Genomic DNA, 19838 nt, shown 5'->3' with positions numbered 1-19838 from the left:
TCTCGCTCCGTGGGCCCGCGCCGAACGGACATCCATGTCCGCAACGGCGCTCTCGCCGCATCCATGCGGCTCGGCCCACTGCGCGAGACCTGCGTTCAGCCTGCACCCAAGTCGCGATGGCTGTCGTCTGAGCTTTTTGCGTATGAAGATCAAGATCAAAAGCAGATCAAGAACACATCAAAAGCTTCCCGGCTGAAGCCGGTCCTACGGGGGGCGCCGCCGGCCCAACTGGCTGCACGCGGTGTTGTTGTAGGACCCGCTTTAGCCGGAAGGGGCCAGTGAAAACGCCGGCATCCTGCAGGTTTACGAATCCCCAGCCTCTTCAGGCACAGCATGCGCGGCCAGCCGTTCGAGCGCAGCACGCAGTTTCGGGTCGGTGATGCCTTCCGCTGTCGCGGTAATGGTCTCGGCCGCTGCAACCGAAAGATCGCGCGTATGCCCGGCAGCGATCCGATGGGTTCTTGCGGGCTGTACCTTCAATTGCAACCGGGTGAGGTTGGCGAATTCCTTGAACGCAACCAGTTGCCGTTGCAAACGCTTCTGTTGATAACGCAATCGAGTGGCCCAGTGGCCATCGGTGACGATGAGCAGCAGTGTGCCTTCGCGCCATGACGCGACGTGGCAGTGCTCGCGCGCGGCGGGTTGTAGCTGGCTTTCCAGCAGACGCTGCAAGTGCGCGAGGCGTTGGGCGTGGTTGAAGATGGCTTTGAGGGGCCGGGCTTCGCGCAGAAGCACAGCCGGTGCGCGGGCGGGGAGGGGACGGAATGCCATGATGAGGTGCCTTGTGTTGCCAGGGCGTGATCTTAGCAGAATCGGTAGAAGCACCTTTGCGTCAGGCGCCCAGGGTGCAAACAAGCCGCGCAATCATGAAAAAACATTAATAAAACTTCGCACTCCCATGGGTTGAAGTCACGGGAAATGACCCTATTGTACTTCTGCCCCGTAACATTGCTGTGCCAGCATCGTGGAATAACGCCACTTTCCTCACCACCATTTCCGGGTAGAATGCTCGTTCGCATGCGGCCATGAGGGCTGCTCGGGCGACTCACGGGGCCGCCCTCCATCCCTATGTGTGGAAGATCCTTTCGATATGTTTGCACCTTTGTTAAAAAAACTTTTCGGAAGCAAGAACGAGCGCGAAGTGAAGCGCATGCTCAAGACGGTCCAGGTCGTCAACAGCTTCGAAGAGCAAATGCTCGCCCTCTCGGACGAACAGCTGCGCGCCAAGACCGACGAGTTGAAGGCCCGCATAGCCAAAGGTGAGACCCTCGACCAGCTCTTGCCCGAAGCCTTCGCGGTCTGCCGCGAGGCGGGTAAACGCATCATGGGCATGCGTCACTTCGACGTACAGCTGATCGGCGGCATGACGCTGCACGAAGGCATGATCGCCGAGATGCGTACCGGTGAGGGTAAAACCCTCGTCGCGACCCTCGCGGTCTACCTCAACGCACTGTCCGGCAAAGGCGTGCACGTGGTCACGGTGAACGACTACCTGGCCCGTCGTGACGCCAACTGGATGCGCCCGCTGTATGAATTCCTCGGTCTGACCGTAGGCGTGGTCACGCCTTTCCAGCCGCCGGAAGAAAAGCGCGCCGCCTACGCCTCCGACATCACCTACGGCACCAACAACGAATTCGGTTTCGATTACCTGCGCGACAACATGGCCTTCAGCCTGGAAGACAAATTCCAGCGTGAACTGAATTTCGCCGTGATCGACGAAGTCGACTCGATCCTCATCGACGAAGCCCGTACGCCGCTGATCATCTCCGGTCAGGCCGAAGACAGCTCCAAGCTCTACACCGAGATCAACAAGCTGATCCCCAAGCTTGAGCAGCACATCGAGGAAGTGGAAGGCCAGGTCACCCAACAGGGTCACTACTCCATCGACGAGAAGTCCCGTCAGGTGGAGCTGAACGAGTCCGGTCACCAGTTCATCGAAGAGATGCTCACCGAAGTCGGCTTACTGGCTGAAGGCGAGAGCCTTTACTCGGCGCACAACCTCGGCCTGCTGACCCACGTGTATGCCGGTCTGCGTGCCCACAAGCTGTTCCATCGCAACGTCGAGTACATCGTTCAGGACGGCCAGATCCTGCTGGTCGACGAACACACCGGCCGTACCATGCCGGGTCGTCGTCTGTCCGAGGGCCTGCACCAGGCCATCGAAGCGAAGGAAGGCCTGAATATTCAGGCCGAGAGCCAGACCCTGGCTTCTACCACCTTCCAGAACTACTTCCGTCTCTACAACAAGCTGTCCGGCATGACCGGTACGGCGGACACCGAAGCGTTCGAATTCCACCAGATCTATGCACTGGCCGTGATGGTCATTCCGCCGAACAAGCCATTGGCGCGTAAAGACTTCAACGACCTCGTGTACCTGACCGCCGAAGAGAAGTACGCGGCGATCATCACCGACATCAAGGCCTGCCTGGCCGAGCAGCGTCCGGTGCTGGTAGGTACAGCGACCATCGAAACCTCGGAGCACATGTCCCGCCTGCTGGTGCAGGAAGGCATCGAGCACAAGGTTCTGAACGCCAAGTTCCACGAAAAAGAAGCCGAGATCATTGCCCAGGCCGGTCGTCCGGGTGCGCTGACCATTGCCACCAACATGGCCGGTCGCGGTACCGACATTCTGTTGGGCGGCAACTGGGAAGTTGAAGTGGCCAGCCTGGAAGACCCGACCCCAGAGCAGATCGCGCAGATCAAGGCCGACTGGCAGAAGCGCCATCAGCAAGTGATCGAGGCGGGCGGCCTGCACGTTATTGCCTCCGAGCGTCACGAATCCCGCCGTATCGACAACCAGCTGCGTGGTCGTGCCGGTCGTCAGGGTGACACCGGTTCGAGCCGTTTCTACCTGTCGCTGGAAGACAGCCTGATGCGCATCTTCGCCTCTGACCGGGTGAAGAACTTCATGAAGGCGCTGGGCATGCAGTCGGGCGAAGCGATCGAGCACCGCATGGTGACCAACGCGATCGAAAAAGCGCAGCGCAAGGTCGAAGGCCGCAACTTCGATATCCGCAAGCAGCTGCTCGAGTTCGACGACGTTTCCAACGAACAGCGCAAAGTGATCTACCACATGCGTAACAGCCTGCTGGCTGCGACCAACATTGGTGACACCATTGCCGAGTTCCGCGAAGAAGTCCTCGATGCCACCATCTCGGCGCACATTCCGCCGCAGTCCTTGCCTGAGCAGTGGAACGTGGCCGGTCTGGAAGCCGCGCTGAACAGCGATTTCGGCGTGAAGCTGCCGATTCAGCAGTGGCTCGACGAAGACGATCACCTGAACGAAGACACCCTGCGTCCAAAGTTGATGGAAGCCATTCTGGCGGCCTACAACGAGAAAGAAGACCAGGCCAGTGCCGAGGCGCTGCGCACCTTCGAGAAGCAGATTCTCTTGCGCGTGCTGGACGACCTGTGGAAAGACCACCTGTCGACCATGGATCACCTGCGTCACGGTATTCACCTGCGCGGCTACGCCCAGAAGAACCCGAAGCAGGAATACAAGCGCGAGTCGTTTGCCCTGTTCCAGGAGCTGCTCGATTCGATCAAGCGCGACGCCATTCGTGTGCTGTCCCACGTCCAGGTTCGCCGCGAAGATCCGGCCGAGGAAGAGGCGCGTCTGCGTCGCGAAGCCGAGGAGTTGGCGCAGCGCATGCAGTTCCAGCACGCCGAAGCGCCGGGCCTGGATCAGCCGGACCTGCTCGCCGAAGAGGGCGAGGACGTTGCGGTAGCTGCTGCCGCCGCACTGTCGCCGGTTCGCAACGACCAGAAGCTGGGTCGCAACGAATTGTGCTGGTGTGGTTCGGGCAAGAAATTCAAGCACTGTCACGGCCAGATCAGCTAATTCGCCCACCGCGAAGAGCTGTAGCTGACCTGTAATATCACGCCGCGACCGGCTCAGCCGTCGCGGCGTTTTTCAATCAATCGAGCCGTGTCGGCGATGCCGCGCGGTGTGACTGTCTTTCAAGGAGCGCACTTCATGGCTGTTGGTCTTGGTCCTTTGCCGACGCTGCACCCGGTTCCCGGTTTTGAACTTGGCATCGCTTCCGCCGGCATCAAGCGCCCGGGGCGCAAAGATGTTGTGGTGATGCGCTGCGCCGAAGGCTCCAGTGTCGCGGGCGTGTTCACCCTGAACGCGTTTTGCGCAGCGCCGGTGATCGTCGCCAAACAGCGCGTGCAAGGCACCGTGCGTTATTTGCTGACCAACACCGGCAACGCCAACGCCGGCACGGGTGAACCAGGGCTGGCGGCTGCCGAGCGCACCTGCGCGAAGCTGGCCGAGATCACCGGGGTGGATGCCAGCGCGGTGCTGCCGTTTTCCACCGGCGTGATCGGCGAGCCGTTGCCCGTCGAGAAGATCGAAGGCGCGCTGCAGGCCGCGCTGGATGATTTGTCAGTCGATAACTGGGCCGCAGCGGCCACCGGCATCATGACCACTGACACTCTGCCCAAAGGCGCGAGCCGTCAGTTCGTGCTCGATGGCGTGACGGTCACCGTGACCGGCATCAGCAAAGGCGCGGGCATGATTCGTCCGAACATGGCGACCATGCTGGGCTACATCGCTACCGACGCCAAGGTGGCGCCGAGCGTGCTGCAGGACCTGATTCGCGACGGCGCCAACAAGTCGTTCAACCGCATCACCATCGACGGCGACACGTCGACCAATGACTGCTGCATGCTGATTGCCACCGGCCAGGCCGACCTGCCCGCGGTGACTGAAGCCAAGGGCCCACTGTTTGAAGCGCTGAAAAAAGCCGTCTTCGAGGTGTGCATGGACGTCGCCCAGGCCATCGTCCGTGACGGCGAGGGCGCGACCAAGTTCGTGACCGTCGAAGTCAACGGCGGCGGCAATCACCAGGAATGCCTGGACGTGGGTTACACCGTGGCCCATTCGCCGCTGATCAAAACCGCGCTGTTCGCGTCAGACCCTAACTGGGGCCGGATCTTGGCGGCCGTAGGGCGTGCGGGCGTGCCGAACCTGGACGTCAGAAAGATCGACGTGTTTCTGGGTGACGTCTGCATCGCCAGCAAAGGCGCCCGCGCCAGCACCTACACTGAAGAGCAAGGCTCGCTGGTGATGGCACAGGAAGAAATCACCATCCGCATCGAACTGGGCCGTGGCGACTGCAGCGAAACCATCTGGACCACCGACCTGTCGCACGAGTACGTGAAAATCAACGCGGAATACCGCACTTAAGTCACGAGTGAGTCCACCGGTTTCAACGGAGCCAAGACATGAGCCTGCACCTGATCATCGGCGACAAACGTTATTCCTCCTGGTCGCTGCGTCCGTGGCTGGTGCTTGCGCTGACCGGCGAGGCGTTCACCGATCAGGTGATTCGCCTGAATCAGGCTGACACCACGCGCCTGATTCTGGAGCATTCGCCGACCGGTAAAGTCCCTGTGCTGAAGTGCGAGCACGGCACCATCGTTGATTCTCTGGCGATCTGTGAATATCTGGCGGAGCGCTTCCCCGATGCAGGTCTGTGGCCGGCAGAGGTCGCCGCCCGCGCTCAGGCCCGGTCGGCGTGCGCGCAAATGCACAGCGGCTTTGTCGGACTGCGCTCGCGCTTGCCGATGGATTTGCGTCAGGACGAGGCGCTGGAAGTGATTGCGGTCGAAGCTCAGGCCGATATCGACCGCATGGTTGCGCTGTGGCGCGAATGCCGCGCGGTGTCGGGCGTGAGCGAAGGTTTTCTGTTCGGCACGCCGGGCATCGTCGATGCGTTCTTTGCACCAGTTGCCGTGCGCTTTCGTACCTATCACGTCGAGCTGCCTGCGGACGCGGCCGCCTACGTCGAAACGATTTATCAGTGGCCTGAGTTCAAACGCTGGCAGCAGGCAGGTCTGGAGGAAGGTTGAACGTGAAACGCATCCATGTGGCCGCGGCGGTTATCCGTGGCACCGACGGCAAGATCCTCATCGCCCGACGCGCCGACAAACAGCATCAAGGCGGCTTGTGGGAGTTTCCCGGCGGCAAGGTTGAACCTGGTGAATCGGTCGAGGCCGCGCTGTCCCGCGAGCTGCACGAAGAGCTCGGCATCATCGTTACTGCGGCGCGTCCGCTGATCAAGATCAAGCACGACTACCCGGACAAACAGGTGTTGCTGGACGTGTGGGAAGTCTCGTCGTTTACCGGCGAGCCCCACGGTGTCGAAGGGCAACCGCTGGCCTGGGTATCGCAGCGGGAACTGGCGGAGTATGAATTTCCGGCGGCCAATCGGCCGATCGTGGCCGCTGCGCGTTTGCCGGGTGAATACCTGATCACCCCGGACGATCTGGAAACGCCCGAACTGCTGCGCGGCATACGCACGGCGGTGGCTGGCGGCATCAAGCTGGTTCAGCTGCGTGCGCCGAATATGTACGACCCGAAATACCGTGACGTTGCGGTGGACGCGGTCGGTCTGTGCGCGGGCAAGGCGCAGTTGATGCTCAAAGGTCCGAGGGAATGGCTGGGTGACTTTCCGGCGGCGGGCTGGCACCTGACCAGCGAACAGCTGCGCAAATACGCCAGCAAGGGCCGTCCGTTTCCTGAAGATCGCTGGCTGGCAGCCTCCTGTCACGACGCTGAAGAGTTGAGTCTGGCCGAGCAGATGGGCGTGGATTTCGTCACCCTCTCGCCTGTGCTGCCGACGCAAAGCCATCCGGACGCACAGCCGCTGGGTTGGGAAAAGGCTCGCGATTTGATTGAGAGCTTCAGCAAGCCGGTTTATCTGCTGGGCGGGGTAGGGCCGACGGATCGTCAGCACGCGTGGGAATGTGGCGCGCAGGGTGTGGCGGGGATCAGAGCGTTCTGGCCGCAGGGCTAAAAGCTGTTCCGATCTGAGTTCGAGAACAAAGGTTGCTACACCGCAGATTCAACGGCGAATGAAGCCCCTGTGGGAGCGAGCTTGCTCGCGAAGCTTTATCAGTCGCCGCATCTCTAGCGGCTGAAACGCAGTCTTCGCGAGCAAGCTCACTCCTACAGGATCCCTGTTTTGCCAGTCAATTGCGACGTAGCAGGACAATTCGGCCATCCAATCACTGCGGCTTCTTCGCAGGCTCCCACAAAATCTCCGCTACACCCTCACGCCGGGCAATGATCCGTGCCGCGACAAACAGCAAATCCGACAGCCGATTGATGTACGCCAGACCAACCCCGGCCAGTGGCTCGACCGCGTTCAGGTGCTGACAACGCCGCTCCGCCGTACGCGCCAGGCTTCGGCAAACGTGGGCCTGGGCGATCAGCGTCGAGCCGCCCGGCAGGATGAAGTTTTCTAGCGGCCCCAGCTCCTCATTCCAGTGATCGATGGCCGTTTCCAGGCGCTCGATCTCCGCCGCATTCAGCGCCTTGTATTCCGGCATCGCCAGCTCGCCGCCCAGGTCGAACAACCGATGCTGACACGGCGCCAATACGTCGATGACTTCCTGCAGCGCCGGATGAGTCGCGACCGCCGCCGAAAGGCCCGCCAGCAACACGCCGACCTGACTGTTCAGCGAATCGACTTCCCCGATGGCCTCGACCCGCGGGTGATCCTTCGGCACTCGGCGACCATCGCCCAGGCCCGTTTCGCCGGTGTCACCCGTGCGCGTGTAAATTTTCGACAAGCGAAATCCCATGGCTCTACTCCCGGTCGTTCTGACCAATGACCTGTGGTGCAGGCATATCTATCGAATTGTCCACCAGCGGCAGGCGCAAGGTGAAACAGGTGCCCTGGCCGAGGGTGGAATGCACTTCCATCTGGCCTTTGTGGTTGTTGGTGATGATGAAATACGACACCGACAGCCCGAGGCCCGTGCCCTGGCCGATCTCCTTGGTGGTGAAAAACGGCTCGAAGGTGCGCTTGCGCACGCTCTCGGACATGCCGATGCCGTTGTCCTCGACCTGGATTTCCGCCCAGGGCGGGTTCAGGCGTGTGCGCAAAATGATGCGCCCCGGCTCGCTGGCGTTCTCGCGCTGGTGAATAGCCTGAGCGGCGTTCTTCAGCAGGTTGAGCAGCACTTGCTCCAGTTCGTTGGCCGTCGCAGGCACCGGGCCCAGAGCAGGATCGAACTGGCGAATGATGTTCTGGCCCTTGAAGTCAAAACCGATGGTCAGATCGAAGTCGTTGCTGGCGATCTCCACGGCCTGATCAATCAGTGCCGGCAGATCACAGGGCGCCAACTGCCGGTTGCTGCGTCGACTGAAGCTGAGCATGTGGCTGACGATCTTCGCCGCCCGCGCTCCGGCCGACTGAATGCCGTCCAGCAACTGCGGCACTTCGCGGGCGATCAGGTATTGATTGACCGCGGCCAGCTCGATGCCTTCCTGCTGGGCCTGTTCCAGGTTCTTGGGCAGATCGGGCGACAGCCGACGGCGGATGTTCTGCACGTTGTGCATGATCGCGCCGAGGGGGTTGTTGATCTCGTGAGCCATGCCGGCCGCCAGACCACCCACCGAGAGCATCTTCTCGGACTGCACCATCATTTCCTCCAGCGACAGGCGCTGGGTAATGTCATCGATGCGGATCACCGCGCCACGTCCTGCATCGCCGGTCAGCGGATAGAAGGTGAGGGCGTAATGACGCGACTCTTCGCCCTTGACCCAGGTGACACGCTCAATCTTGGTGACGGTGTGACGCTCGACGGTCTGTTTGATCTGCGGCAAGAAGGCGCGCATCGGCGGGAACGCCGAGTAGATGGGCTGGTTCAGCGCCTCGTCCAGCGGCGTACCCGACAGGGCGCCGGCTTCCTGATTCCACTGGGTGACGTACAGCTGCTCGTCCAGGGCGATCAGCGCCGACGGCATGGAGTCGATGATGCTGTTGAGGTAGTTCTGAAACCCCGTGAGCTTCTTCTCGATCTTGCTGCGCACCTGCACTTCCAGCTCCAGCTTGCGGTTGGTGTGACGGGTTTCCTCCGCCAGACCCTGCGCCTGATCGTAGGCGTCCTGGGATTCATCGCGGGCGCGTCTGAGCTGCTGCTCACGTGCCTCCATGCGCGAGAGCATGGTGTTGAACGCCTCGGCGAGCGAACCGATCTCGTCCTTGTTGCCGGGCGTCGCCCGCAGCGCGTAGTTCTCCTCGCGGGTCACCCGCCGGGACAAATCTTCAAGCTGGTAGATCGGCTCGGTGATGAAGCGCCGAATCTGCCGGGCCACACCGGCCCAAAGCAGGATGCTGAAAATCAGAATGCCAATACTGGCGGTCAGCGTGCCGGTGTAGAACGCCGTCGGCAGTTCGCTGCTCGCGACCAGCAACAGATGCCCCGGCGCTTGCCCTGCTTTGGGAATGGGCATGACCTGAGTGTTGCGAAACTCGGTAATGCGCCAGCTCTCCAGATCGCGGTAATGGTCGGGCATGCGCAACTTGTCGCCCTGCTGCATCTGCGCCAGACGCGTACCGCTGCTGTCGTAAACAGCCGCTGCCCGCAACGGGCCGTAATTTTTCAGTTCCTTGAGCAGCGCCTGGGCGTTGTAGGTCGAGGATAAGGCTTGCTCGGACAGCCCCGGATTGCTGATCAGTCGACCGATCGTTTGCAACGCCTGGGGCGCCATCGCTTCCTGAGAGATGTAGTAGGCGGCGCTGATGAAGGTCAGGTTGGCGACCACCAGCACGGTGGTGAGCAATACCAGCAAGGCGGCCAGAAGTTTTTGACCGACCGGCAGGTTTTCGAGGCGCTGGCGCAATGGCATGGGGCAGGTCACCGGAAGGAGGAGCGGGCAGGTTAGCGCTGTTCCGCCCGTGAGCAAACCCGTCAGTCGCTGGGCAGGCCTCGGGCGTTGAGGTGTTCGATCAGGCGCAGGCGCAACAGGTTCAGTGTGGGTGCCGGGCAATCAAGCGCCGCCGCCGTGGCGCAGACATGCCCGAGCAGGTAGCGGATCTCGGTGCGGCGGCCTTGGGCGACATCCTGATACATCGAGGAATAATTCGCAGCGGTGGCGGCAATCACCTGTTGCACTTGATCCAGCAACCCTTCCGCCGTGCCGGGCTGACCGCAGCAGTGCAGCACCTGGCCGAGCTCGGCGCACAGCGCCGTCACTTCCTCGGCATGAGCCTGCAGCTCGCCGTTGCGGCATTGGTGCAAGACGGTCAGCGGGTTGATGGCGCAGTTGAGCGCGAGCTTGCGCCAGAGGCGTTCGGCGATGTCAGCGGTCCACTGATGGGGGATGCCCGCTTGCTTGAGTTCGTCCAGCCAGACCGGCGCCGCGCCTTGCGGCGTGTCGCCCAGCCAGTTGAAACCCTGTCCGGCGAACACCACGCTCCCGTCTTCATGGCGGTAGGCACCTTCGGTGCTGGAGACAAAGATGCAGCGTGCCTCAGGAATCATGGCGGCCACGGCGTCCTGGCTGCCCAGCCCGTTTTGCAGCAGGAGCACCTCGGCCCTGTCGGTCAGTCGATGGGCGACGGCTGCAACGGCGCGTTCGGCGTCGTAGGCTTTGCACGCCACCAGCAGGCGCTGGATGGGCTCCCCTGCGCTGACCGTCTGCGCCGGAATGGCAAACGTCTGGCGCTGACCGTTTTCGTTGAGCGTCAGACCGGCTTGGGTGTTGTAGGCCGCCAGTCGGGCCTCGTCGCGCACGATCAGGCGCACCGGCAGATCCGCCCGGGCCAGTCGCGTGGCCCACAGACTGCCCAAGCTGCCCGCGCCCAGCACATGCCAGCAAACGCGACTCAAAAGAAATCACGCCCGATGACGAAGATCTCGGTGCGCAAGGAAAACCAAATCAACATCGCAGGCTCACATGAACGTGGGAAAAGTCTCGTTATAATGACCGGGCTTTCATACCGTCAAGTCAGGCGTGCTCCATCCACATGTCGAGCCGCGCCGTATCAATTGGAGAATCTAAATGCCCTCGTTCGACGTAGTGTCTGAACTGGATAAACACGAAGTCACGAATGCCGTCGACAACGCGATCAAAGAGCTGGACCGCCGCTACGACCTCAAAGGCAAAGGCAGCTTCGAGTTCACGGAAAAAGACCTGCTGATCAAGATGACCGCCGAAGAAGGTTTTCAGCTCGAAGCCATGATCGAGATCCTCAAGCTGGCCCTGGTCAAGCGCAAGATCGACGTGCAGTGCCTGGAACTGAAGGACCCCTTCGCGTCCGGCAAGGTCATGAAACAGGAGGCCACGCTCAAGGAAGGCATCGACAAGGAGCTGGCGAAGAAGATCGTCGCTCACATCAAGGAAGCCAAGCTCAAGGTTCAGGCTGCCATTCAGGGCGAGCAAGTGCGCGTCACCGGCAAGAAGCGTGACGACCTGCAGGAGGCGATCGCTGCGCTGCGTGGTCACGAGTTCGGCATGCCGCTGCAATTCAACAACTTCCGCGACTGATTCCCCCGCGATTTGCCCTGCGATTTCATGTTGGCTCAGGAACCCGAGGGGTTCCTGTGCGTCCGAATGCAGGTCTGGCTGAAATAACGAGCCCACTTGGCGCCGTTGCTTCAGCCTTCCATGTCGCGACCCCGAGGAGAAATAGATGGACTTGGATTTAAACGGCCAGGTAGACCATCTGGTGAAAGCGTCTCAGGCCTGGATCCCGATGGTCATGCAATACGGCAGCAAAGTGCTGCTGGCAGTGGTCGTCCTGCTGGTCGGCTGGTGGCTGATCAATAGACTGACGTCCCGAGTGGGCGCGCTGTTGGCGCTGCGCCACGTCGACCTGGCGTTGCAGGGCTTTATCAGCAGCATCACCAACATCATTCTGAAGATCCTGCTGATTGTCAGCGTCGCCTCGATGATCGGGGTTGAAACCACCTCGTTCGTGGCCGCGATCGGTGCGGCGGGTCTGGCCATCGGTCTCGCGTTGCAGGGCAGCCTGGCGAACTTTGCCGGCGGCGTGTTGATTCTGCTGTTCCGTCCGTTCCGCATTGGCGACTGGATCGAAGCGCAAGGTGTGTCGGGCACCGTGGACGGGATTCAGATCTTCCACACCGTGCTGCGCACCGGCGACAACAAGACGGTGATCCTGCCCAACGGCAACCTGTCCAACGGCATCATCACCAACACCAACCGTCAGCCGACGCGCAAGATCACCTTCGACGTGGGCATCGATTACGACGCCGACCTCAAGCAGGCGCTGCAAGTGCTGATGGACATGGCGGATGATCCGCGCATCCTGAAGGATCCGGCGCCCCAGGCGGTAGTCGCGGCATTGGGCGACAGCTCGATTACCGTGTCCCTGCGTGTGTGGACCAAGACCGGTGATTTCGGTGAAGTGTCGAACCGCTTCAACGCTGAAATCCGCGACCGCCTGCGCGCGGCCAACATCGATATCCCGTTTCCGCAGCGGGTGATTCGTGTGGTGCAGGATGAGCAGCCCGCAAAGGCGTAACGCTCGATCGCAGAAACCAAAAAGCCCCGACTCGTGAGAGTGCGGGGCTTTTTGTTGAGTGGGAAAGGCTATCTGACGATGGACCTCGCTGCTTTGTACGCGCTCACTCTCGTTCAGACGCCGCGCTGTCGTGCATAAACGCGGTCCCACAGGATAGGGTTCGCCAGCGAATCTTTTTACAGAACCGAATCCGCAGGCTTGGTTTGCTCTTCGGGTTCTGCCGCTTCTTCCCGCGCTTCTCGGCGTGCTTCCTGCGCCCAGTGCAGGGCGATCATGAACAGCGTTGGCACGCCCATCAGCGCGGTCGCCAGGAAGAAGTTGTGGTACCCCAGCTTCTCCACCATGACCCCGGAGTAGCCACCGATCAGGCGCGGCAACAGCAGCATGATCGAGCTGAGCAGCGCGTACTGAGTGGCCGAGAACTTGAGGTTGGTCAGGCTCGACAGATAAGCCACGAACGCCGACGTCGCAAGGCCCGAGCTGAAGTTGTCCAGCGAGATCGTGACGATCAGCATCTTCAGGTTCGGGCCCATGTCGGCCAGCATCAGGAACAGCAGGTTGGTCGCTGCCGAGGTCACACCGCCGATGAACAGGATCGGCAGAATGCCGAAGCGCACGATCGCCAGACCGCCAAACGCCGCGCCGGCCAGCGTCATCACCAGCCCGAAGATCTTGCTGACGCTGGCAATCTGATCCTTGGTAAAGCCCTGGTCGATATAGAACACGTTCGCCATGACGCCCATGACTGTGTCGGACATGCGATAGGTGGCGATCAGCCCCAGTAGCAGAAAGGCCTGCCAGCGATAACGCAGGATGAAATCGTTGATCGGCGTCAGCACCGGCGCCAGGCCGCGGCGGCCCATGGACGACAGGCAGGCCACGGTCAGCAGCGTGTAGAGGATCGCGCGCAGAAAGGCGCGGTCTTCCATCAGCAGGTCTTTCCAGGTGGTGCCCTGAAACAGCACGCTGGCGAAATCGGTGTTGTACAGCTGGGTAAACATCGCCGGCACCGAGACCAGCAGAATGATCAGCACGAACACCGAGGCCAGTTGATGGGCGAAGCCGTAGCGCACGGCCGCCAGCTGGGTGCGGATCGGCACGGACGGTTCACGCATGATCAGGCTGGTGATCAGCGCAGGCACCATGAGCAGGCCGAACAGCACGTAGGTGCCGGCCCAGGCCGAGTGCTTGTAGGCAAAGCCGGTCGAACCGAAGCCTTCGGCGAAGTACAACGCGCCGGCAGTGGCGAGGAGGGCGGCGACGCGGTAGCCGGCCATGTAGCTGGCGGCGAGAGTCGCTTGCTGGCTGTCGCTGGCGATTTCCAGGCGGTAGGCGTCGATGGCGATGTCTTGGGTTGCGGAGGAGAACGCGACCAGCACGGCAATCGCGATCAGCCACGACAGATGCTGCTGCGGGTCACAGAACCCCATGCCGATCAGGCCCAAGGTCACCAGCGATTGCGAAAGCACCAGCCACGAGCGACGTCGGCCGAGCCGGCCCAACAAAGGCAGGCTCCATTGATCGAGCAGCGGCGACCAGACCCATTTAAAGGCATAGGCCAGGCCAATCAGGCTGGCGTAGCCAATGGTTTCACGCGCGACGCCGGCTTCACGCAGCCAGACCGAGAGCGTGGAGAACACCAACATGTAGGGCATGCCCGCGGCAAAGCCGAGCAACAGGAGCACAAACGTAGAGGGGCTGGCATATGCGGCGAGCGCGGCGCGCCAGGTTTTGCGGGGCATGGGCTGGAATCTGCCTCAGGTTACGTAAACAAAGCGCGCACTCTAACCGTTGTGCTCTGTCGGGCGCCAGCCATGACGCTGCATATCCACACGATTGTTACGGATGGTCACGCCCTCGGCCCGCAAGCGCGCCCGTTGCTCCTCGCCCGACACGGTTCCGGGGGCCAGGCTGATGCGCCCGCCGGCGCCAATCACGCGATGCCAGGGCAGGCTGCTGCCGTCCGGCAACTGGCTCAACGCTCTGCCAACGAAACGCGCCGCTCGTCCCAAGCCGGCCAGCTCGGCCAACTGACCGTAACTGACCACCTTGCCTTCCGGCACTTGATGCAGTGTGAGGTATAACGCCGCGCGCCGTGCCTCGGCGGGAGAGAGGCCGGCAGGGTCGTTTTGAGCCGATGATTGTTCGATCACGCATTCGTTCCTGTAAAAGGGATGAACGGGAATTTTCGATAAGGAACTAGGGAAACTTCCTACTGTCAGTGTTACCTGTGTCGGCGGTCTGCCGATTGCCAACCCGTTATCTATCCGGATAATGCCCGATTCTCCGCGAACCAGAGCCTTGTCGTTGCTTATGTTGTCCAGAACCCTGTTGTGCGTTGCTGTTGCTACTGCTTCTACCCCATTGCTCGCCGACACCGTCTGGTTGAAAAACGGCGACAAGATGACCGGGACTATCAAGTTCTTCGACGGCGGCAAGCTGCTGATCAATACCAAATATGCAGGCGACGTCCCGCTGGACTGGAAGGAAATCAAGACGCTGGAAAGTGACCAGCACCTTTTGGTAAAGCAGGACGCCACCACTGGCGAAGTGTCCAAGTCGTTGCAGCCGGCCGAAGATGGCAAGGTCACGCTGGCCAATGGCGATGCGCCGAAGACGGTTGAACTGGCGAGCATCCAGCAGATCATCAAGCCCAAGCCGGTGGTCACCGATCTGGTCTGGAAGGGCAACGTCGATGCTGCACTGGACTTCCAGCGCGCCGAGAACGACACCGACGATTACAACATTGCCTTCAAGACCTCCGCGACCCATGGCCAGTGGCGCCACAACGCCAAGGGCGAGTACAACCGCGAATCGCAGGACAGCCTGACCACCACCAATAACTGGGACGCCGAATACTCGGTCGACCGGTTCTTCACGGACAAGTGGTTCTGGGACGGTCGTATCACCTACAAGCGTGACACCATTGAAGACCTGGCCCGTCAGCGCACCGTGGGTACCGGTCCGGGCTACCAGTTCTGGGACGACGAACTGGGCGCATTCAAAATCGGCGCGCTGCTTAACCGCACCGATTTTGAATATTCCAACGGCGAGAAGGACAACTTCTATTCCGTGTCCGGCACCTGGGACTACAACCGTTACCTGATCGGCAAGAAGGTCGAGTTCTTCACCAACGGTGAAGTCGGCAAGCCTATCAGCGGCGTGGCTGACTACAGCCTTGAGACAGAAGTGGGCCTGCGCTACAAAGTCACCGAATGGGCGTCGCTCAACCTCAAGGCCGAGAAAGACATCATCAGCGGCTCCGACAACGGCGACCTGGACAAGACCCGCTACACCGCCGGTTTTGGTGTTTCCTGGTAAAACAGACTTATCAATGCCTGAGCGTGCGCAGATCACGACCTGATCTGCGTACGTTGGCTTGTCTCATTTTCAAGCGTTTGCTTCTTACGCGAATCCTCCGCGAAATCGTCACCCCCGCTCAATCTGGCACCTTCCTACGATAACGATTATCGTGGGGCCTGCGTCGCCGTCTGCTGCTTCGCGTCCTTCGATGCCTTCGTTTTACTGTTCAGGAGCCTCACATGAGCGCCAGCGCCAACCGGCAAGCCCGTACCTTGCTGCTCAAGGAATACCGCGGCGTGTTATCGACCCATTCCAAGTCGATGCCCGGTTACCCGTTTGGCTCGGTGGTGCCTTATTGCCTGGACGACCAGGGCCGTCCATTGATCCTCATCAGCCGCATCGCGCAGCACACCCACAATCTGCAGCTCGACGCCAAGTGTTCCTTGCTGGTGGGCGAGCGCGGCGCCGAGGATGTGCAAGCGGTGGGGCGCGTCACGCTGATGGCCGAAGCCGAGAAGATCAGCGACGAGGCGCAGATTGAAGCGGCCGCTCAGCGTTACTACCGTTATTTCCCTGAATCCGAGAGTTACCACAGTGCTCACGATTTTGATTTCTGGGTGCTGAAGCCGGTGCGCTACCGGTTTATCGGCGGGTTTGGCGCGATTCACTGGCTGGACGACGCGGCATTGGCCAATCCCTTCGCCGGGGCTGCGGAGGTCAGCATGGTCGAGCACATGAATGCTGATCACGCCAAGGCCATCGCCCACTACGTCGAGCTGGCCGGTTTGCCACAGACCGAGCCCGCCACGCTGGTGGGCATCGACAGCGAGGGCATGCACCTGCGCGTGGGCCAAAGTCTGCACTGGTTGGCCTTCCCGGAGCCCTGTAATACGCCGATACACGTCCGCCAGGCCTTGGTTCACCTGGCTCACGCTGAAAAATGGCCCACACTTGAACAGGCCGAGGCTTGAATTAACGACTTTGCGACGTCACGTAAGGTCTACTGGAAGCCTTCTTCCGTCTAGGAACTCACTTTGATGCGCGTTTTTCTTCTGCTTTTATTACTTTTTCCGGTGCTCGAGCTGTTCGTGCTGGTGAAAGTCGGGATGTCGATCGGCTTTCTGCCGACCTTCCTGCTGGTCGTTGCCGGGTCGATGCTCGGTGTTTTCGTGGTGCGGATCGCCGGTGTCGCCACCGCGTTGAGTGCCCGGCAGAGTCTGGCCCGTGGCGAGCTCCCTGCCCAGCAGATGCTCGACGGTTTGATGATGACCATCGGCGGCGGTTTGCTGGTGCTGCCGGGTTTTATCAGCGACGTGCTGGGCCTGCTGTTTCTCATGCCGTTCACCCGTCGCATGATCGTCGGCAAGGTGCGTAACCGCGCCGAGGCTCAGGCCGCGCGCCAGCGTGCGTTTGCCGAGAACATGCATGCGGCGAATTCGCCAGGTCCCATGCACCCCGGTGCTGCCCGCCCTGAAGCACGTCGCCCTGAAGTCATTGAGGGTGAAGTGATCGAAGGCGAGTTCGAACCCCTCGATAAAAAGTGATTCAACGTCACTACGACACGGCACCTGCGGGTGCCGTGTTCGTTTTCGCGACCGCCATTCATGCAAAAAATTTCTCGGGTCAGCCTTGAAATCGGCTTGCTCGCCCTTATGTATGGGTCACCGCAAGGTTTCTGGCGCGTTTCGTCAGACCGTATTCTGCGGTTCGCTCGCGAACCGTAACCGGCAAGCCCGGATGTTTTAACCCGCCGGTGTCCGCACCGGGCGTTTAAAAACCATAATTAGGAGATCGACAATGAAGCTTCGTCCTCTGCATGACCGCGTCGTAATCCGTCGCAGCGAAGAAGAAACAAAAACTGCTGGCGGTATCGTGCTGCCTGGTTCGGCTGCTGAAAAACCTAACCGTGGCGAAATCATCGCCGTCGGCAACGGTCGCATCCTGGACAACGGTGAAGTACGCGCGCTGGCCGTGAAAGTGGGTGACAAAGTGGTGTTCGGCCCTTACTCCGGCAGCAACACTGTGAAAGTAGACGGCGAAGACCTGCTGGTGATGAGCGAGAACGAAATTCTCGCGGTCGTCGAAGGCTGAGTTGATACCCCATTTCCCGTTACTACAAAGTATTTAAGGAATAACGATCATGGCTGCTAAAGAAGTTAAATTCGGCGATGCTGGCCGTAAAAAAATGCTCGCTGGTGTCAACGTCCTGGCCGACGCAGTAAAAGCAACTCTGGGTCCGAAAGGCCGTAATGTCATCATCGAAAAAAGCTTCGGCGCTCCGCTGATCACCAAAGACGGTGTGTCCGTAGCCAAAGAAATCGAGCTGAAAGACCGTTTCGAAAACATGGGCGCGCAGCTGGTCAAAGACGTTGCCTCCCGTGCAAACGATGACGCTGGCGACGGTACCACCACTGCTACCGTTCTGGCCCAGGCCATCGTCAACGAAGGCCTGAAAGCCGTCGCTGCCGGCATGAACCCGATGGACCTGAAGCGCGGCATCGACAAGGCGACCATCGCCATTGTTGCCGAGCTGAAGAAGCTGTCCAAGCCTTGCACCGACACCAAGGCAATCGCCCAGGTCGGCACCATCTCGGCCAACTCGGACAATTCCATCGGCGACATCATTGCCGAAGCCATGGAAAAAGTGACCAAAGACGGGGTTATCACCGTTGAAGAAGGTTCGGGTCTGGAAAACGAGCTGTCTGTTGTTGAAGGCATGCAGTTTGACCGTGGCTACCTGTCCCCGTACTTCATCAACAAGCCGGACACTATGGTTGCCGAGCTGGACAGCCCGCTGTTGCTGCTGGTTGACAAGAAGATCTCCAACATCCGCGAAATGCTGCCAGTTCTGGAAGCCGTTGCGAAAGCTGGCCGTCCTCTGCTGATCGTGGCTGAAGACGTTGAAGGTGAAGCGCTGGCGACTCTGGTCGTGAACAACATGCGTGGCATCGTCAAAGTTGCAGCGGTCAAAGCCCCGGGCTTTGGCGACCGTCGCAAGGCCATGCTGCAGGACATCGCTGTTCTGACTGGCGGTACCGTTATCTCGGAAGAGATCGGCCTGAGCCTGGAAACCGCTACCCTGGAACACCTGGGTAATGCCAAGCGCGTTATCTTGAACAAAGAAAACACCACGATCATCGACGGTGCTGGCGTTCGTGCCGACATCGACGGTCGTATCGCGCAGATCCGTCAGCAGATCGGCGACACGTCTTCGGACTACGACAAAGAGAAGCTGCAAGAGCGTCTGGCCAAGCTGTCGGGCGGCGTTGCGGTAATCAAGGTCGGTGCCGGTTCCGAAGTTGAAATGAAAGAGAAGAAAGCCCGCGTTGAAGACGCCCTGCACGCAACCCGTGCAGCCGTTGAAGAAGGCGTGGTGCCTGGCGGTGGTGTTGCTCTGGTTCGTTCGCTGCAGGCGATTTCCGAACTGCGTGGCGACAACGCTGATCAGGACGTCGGTATCGCACTGCTGCGTCGTGCGGTGGAAGCGCCTCTGCGTCAGATCGTTGCAAACTCGGGCGACGAGCCTAGCGTTGTGGTCGACAAGGTCAAGCAGGGCACTGGTAACTACGGTTACAACGCTGCGAGCGGCGAGTACGGCGACATGATCGAGATGGGTATTCTCGATCCGGCCAAGGTGACGCGTTCTGCTCTGCAGGCTGCTTCTTCGATCGCCAGTCTAATGATCACCACTGAGGCGATGATTGCTGATGTGGCTGATGAGAAGGCTGCTGGTGGCGGTATGCCTGATATGGGCGGCATGGGTGGTATGGGCGGCATGATGTAAGCCAGCCGTACCCCAATGTAGAAAAAACCCCGCTTCGGCGGGGTTTTTTTATGGGCTTTTTTTGGGCTTGGTGGGGGGGCATATCCATTATTTGTGGTGTGGCTGATTCACCTTTCCGCCCTTACGGCGGGTCACTTTTTCCAAGAGCCGAAAAAGTAACCAAAAAGGCCCTGCTCCTGGTTTGGCCCCTCCTGCGTCGGGGTTCCTTCACTCCGGTCTCGCTCCGTGGGCCCGCGCCGAACGGGCATCCATGCCCTGACGGCGCTCTCGCCGCATCCCTGCGGCTCGGCCCACTGCGCGAGACCTGCGTTCAGCCTGCACCCAAGTCGCGTTTTGTGTCGTCTGGGCTTTTTGTGTACGAAGATCAAAAGCAGATCAAAGGCAGATGCAGATCAAGGGCTTCCCGGCTAAAGCCGGTCCCACTGGCTGGACACGTTGCTTTCAGTGGGACCGGCTTTAGC

Annotated in this window: 17 protein-coding genes; 11 read left to right on the top strand and 6 right to left on the bottom strand. The window is 60.5% G+C overall.

The window, feature by feature from the left end; translation table 11 throughout:
- Positions 1-303: 303 nt before the first annotated feature.
- On the bottom strand, positions 304-771 hold the full coding sequence (locus QMX88_RS10570; RefSeq protein ID WP_282368926.1) for a DUF721 domain-containing protein: 468 nt from the start codon (positions 769-771) through the stop codon (positions 304-306).
- A 319-nt stretch (positions 772-1090) separates the two neighbouring features.
- Between QMX88_RS10570 and secA the strand changes: the two genes are divergently transcribed.
- From secA to QMX88_RS10550, 4 genes are all read left to right on the top strand, one after another.
- Complete coding sequence (secA, locus tag QMX88_RS10565; protein WP_282368924.1) at positions 1091-3841, top strand: preprotein translocase subunit SecA; 2751 nt, start codon at positions 1091-1093, stop codon at positions 3839-3841.
- 135 nt (positions 3842-3976) lie between these two features.
- Entirely contained in the window at positions 3977-5194 is a 1218-nt protein-coding gene (gene argJ, locus QMX88_RS10560) for a bifunctional glutamate N-acetyltransferase/amino-acid acetyltransferase ArgJ (protein WP_282368922.1), read from the top strand.
- A 38-nt stretch (positions 5195-5232) separates the two neighbouring features.
- Positions 5233-5859 (top strand): glutathione S-transferase family protein, encoded by a 627-nt coding sequence (locus tag QMX88_RS10555; RefSeq protein WP_282368920.1) that lies wholly within the window; start codon positions 5233-5235, stop codon positions 5857-5859.
- 2 nt (positions 5860-5861) lie between these two features.
- On the top strand, positions 5862-6806 hold the full coding sequence (locus tag QMX88_RS10550) for a Nudix family hydrolase (protein ID WP_282368918.1): 945 nt from the start codon (positions 5862-5864) through the stop codon (positions 6804-6806).
- A 211-nt stretch (positions 6807-7017) separates the two neighbouring features.
- On the opposite strand, the gene QMX88_RS10545 is transcribed toward QMX88_RS10550, so the two are convergent.
- The 3 genes from QMX88_RS10545 to QMX88_RS10535 form a co-directional block, all read right to left on the bottom strand.
- Complete coding sequence (locus QMX88_RS10545; protein ID WP_065992164.1) at positions 7018-7596, bottom strand: cob(I)yrinic acid a,c-diamide adenosyltransferase; 579 nt, start codon at positions 7594-7596, stop codon at positions 7018-7020.
- A gap of 4 nt (positions 7597-7600) precedes the next feature.
- On the bottom strand, positions 7601-9649 hold the full coding sequence (locus QMX88_RS10540; RefSeq protein WP_282368914.1) for a sensor histidine kinase: 2049 nt from the start codon (positions 9647-9649) through the stop codon (positions 7601-7603).
- Between the two features lie 62 nt (positions 9650-9711).
- A complete protein-coding gene (locus QMX88_RS10535; protein WP_282368912.1) occupies positions 9712-10632 on the bottom strand; it encodes a putative 2-dehydropantoate 2-reductase in 921 nt (306 codons plus the stop codon).
- Positions 10633-10804: 172 nt separating this feature from the next.
- Between QMX88_RS10535 and QMX88_RS10530 the strand changes: the two genes are divergently transcribed.
- Entirely contained in the window at positions 10805-11290 is a 486-nt protein-coding gene (locus QMX88_RS10530) for a YajQ family cyclic di-GMP-binding protein (protein ID WP_065992166.1), read from the top strand.
- Positions 11291-11441: 151 nt separating this feature from the next.
- The gene (locus tag QMX88_RS10525; RefSeq protein WP_282369045.1) at positions 11442-12290 is read left to right on the top strand and encodes a mechanosensitive ion channel family protein; all 849 of its coding nucleotides are present in this window, start codon (positions 11442-11444) and stop codon (positions 12288-12290) included.
- A gap of 176 nt (positions 12291-12466) precedes the next feature.
- Here QMX88_RS10525 and QMX88_RS10520 read toward each other — a convergent pair whose 3' ends face one another.
- On the bottom strand, positions 12467-14032 hold the full coding sequence (locus tag QMX88_RS10520; protein ID WP_282368908.1) for an AmpG family muropeptide MFS transporter: 1566 nt from the start codon (positions 14030-14032) through the stop codon (positions 12467-12469).
- A gap of 42 nt (positions 14033-14074) precedes the next feature.
- Positions 14075-14443, bottom strand: a complete 369-nt coding sequence (locus tag QMX88_RS10515) for an MGMT family protein (protein ID WP_282368905.1) — start codon at positions 14441-14443, stop codon at positions 14075-14077.
- A 160-nt stretch (positions 14444-14603) separates the two neighbouring features.
- Between QMX88_RS10515 and QMX88_RS10510 the strand changes: the two genes are divergently transcribed.
- The 5 genes from QMX88_RS10510 (at position 14604) to groL (ending at position 19377) form a co-directional block, all read left to right on the top strand.
- Positions 14604-15611: a DUF481 domain-containing protein gene (locus QMX88_RS10510; protein ID WP_065992174.1), complete on the top strand. Its 1008-nt coding sequence runs from the start codon at positions 14604-14606 to the stop codon at positions 15609-15611.
- 221 nt (positions 15612-15832) lie between these two features.
- Positions 15833-16564: a HugZ family pyridoxamine 5'-phosphate oxidase gene (locus QMX88_RS10505; protein ID WP_282368901.1), complete on the top strand. Its 732-nt coding sequence runs from the start codon at positions 15833-15835 to the stop codon at positions 16562-16564.
- Between the two features lie 66 nt (positions 16565-16630).
- Complete coding sequence (locus tag QMX88_RS10500) at positions 16631-17137, top strand: FxsA family protein (protein WP_192171743.1); 507 nt, start codon at positions 16631-16633, stop codon at positions 17135-17137.
- A gap of 253 nt (positions 17138-17390) precedes the next feature.
- Positions 17391-17684, top strand: coding sequence for a co-chaperone GroES (locus QMX88_RS10495; protein ID WP_065992178.1), 294 nt, complete (start codon positions 17391-17393; stop codon positions 17682-17684).
- A 49-nt stretch (positions 17685-17733) separates the two neighbouring features.
- The gene (groL, locus tag QMX88_RS10490; RefSeq protein ID WP_133772246.1) at positions 17734-19377 is read left to right on the top strand and encodes a chaperonin GroEL; all 1644 of its coding nucleotides are present in this window, start codon (positions 17734-17736) and stop codon (positions 19375-19377) included.
- Positions 19378-19838: the final 461 nt, after the last annotated feature.

It is taken from the genome of Pseudomonas sp. PS02290, assembly GCF_029960075.1.
GTDB lineage: Bacteria > Pseudomonadota > Gammaproteobacteria > Pseudomonadales > Pseudomonadaceae > Aquipseudomonas.
The sequence above is the reverse complement of the archived record's forward strand: the minus strand, read 5'-3'. Positions and strand labels throughout refer to the sequence as shown.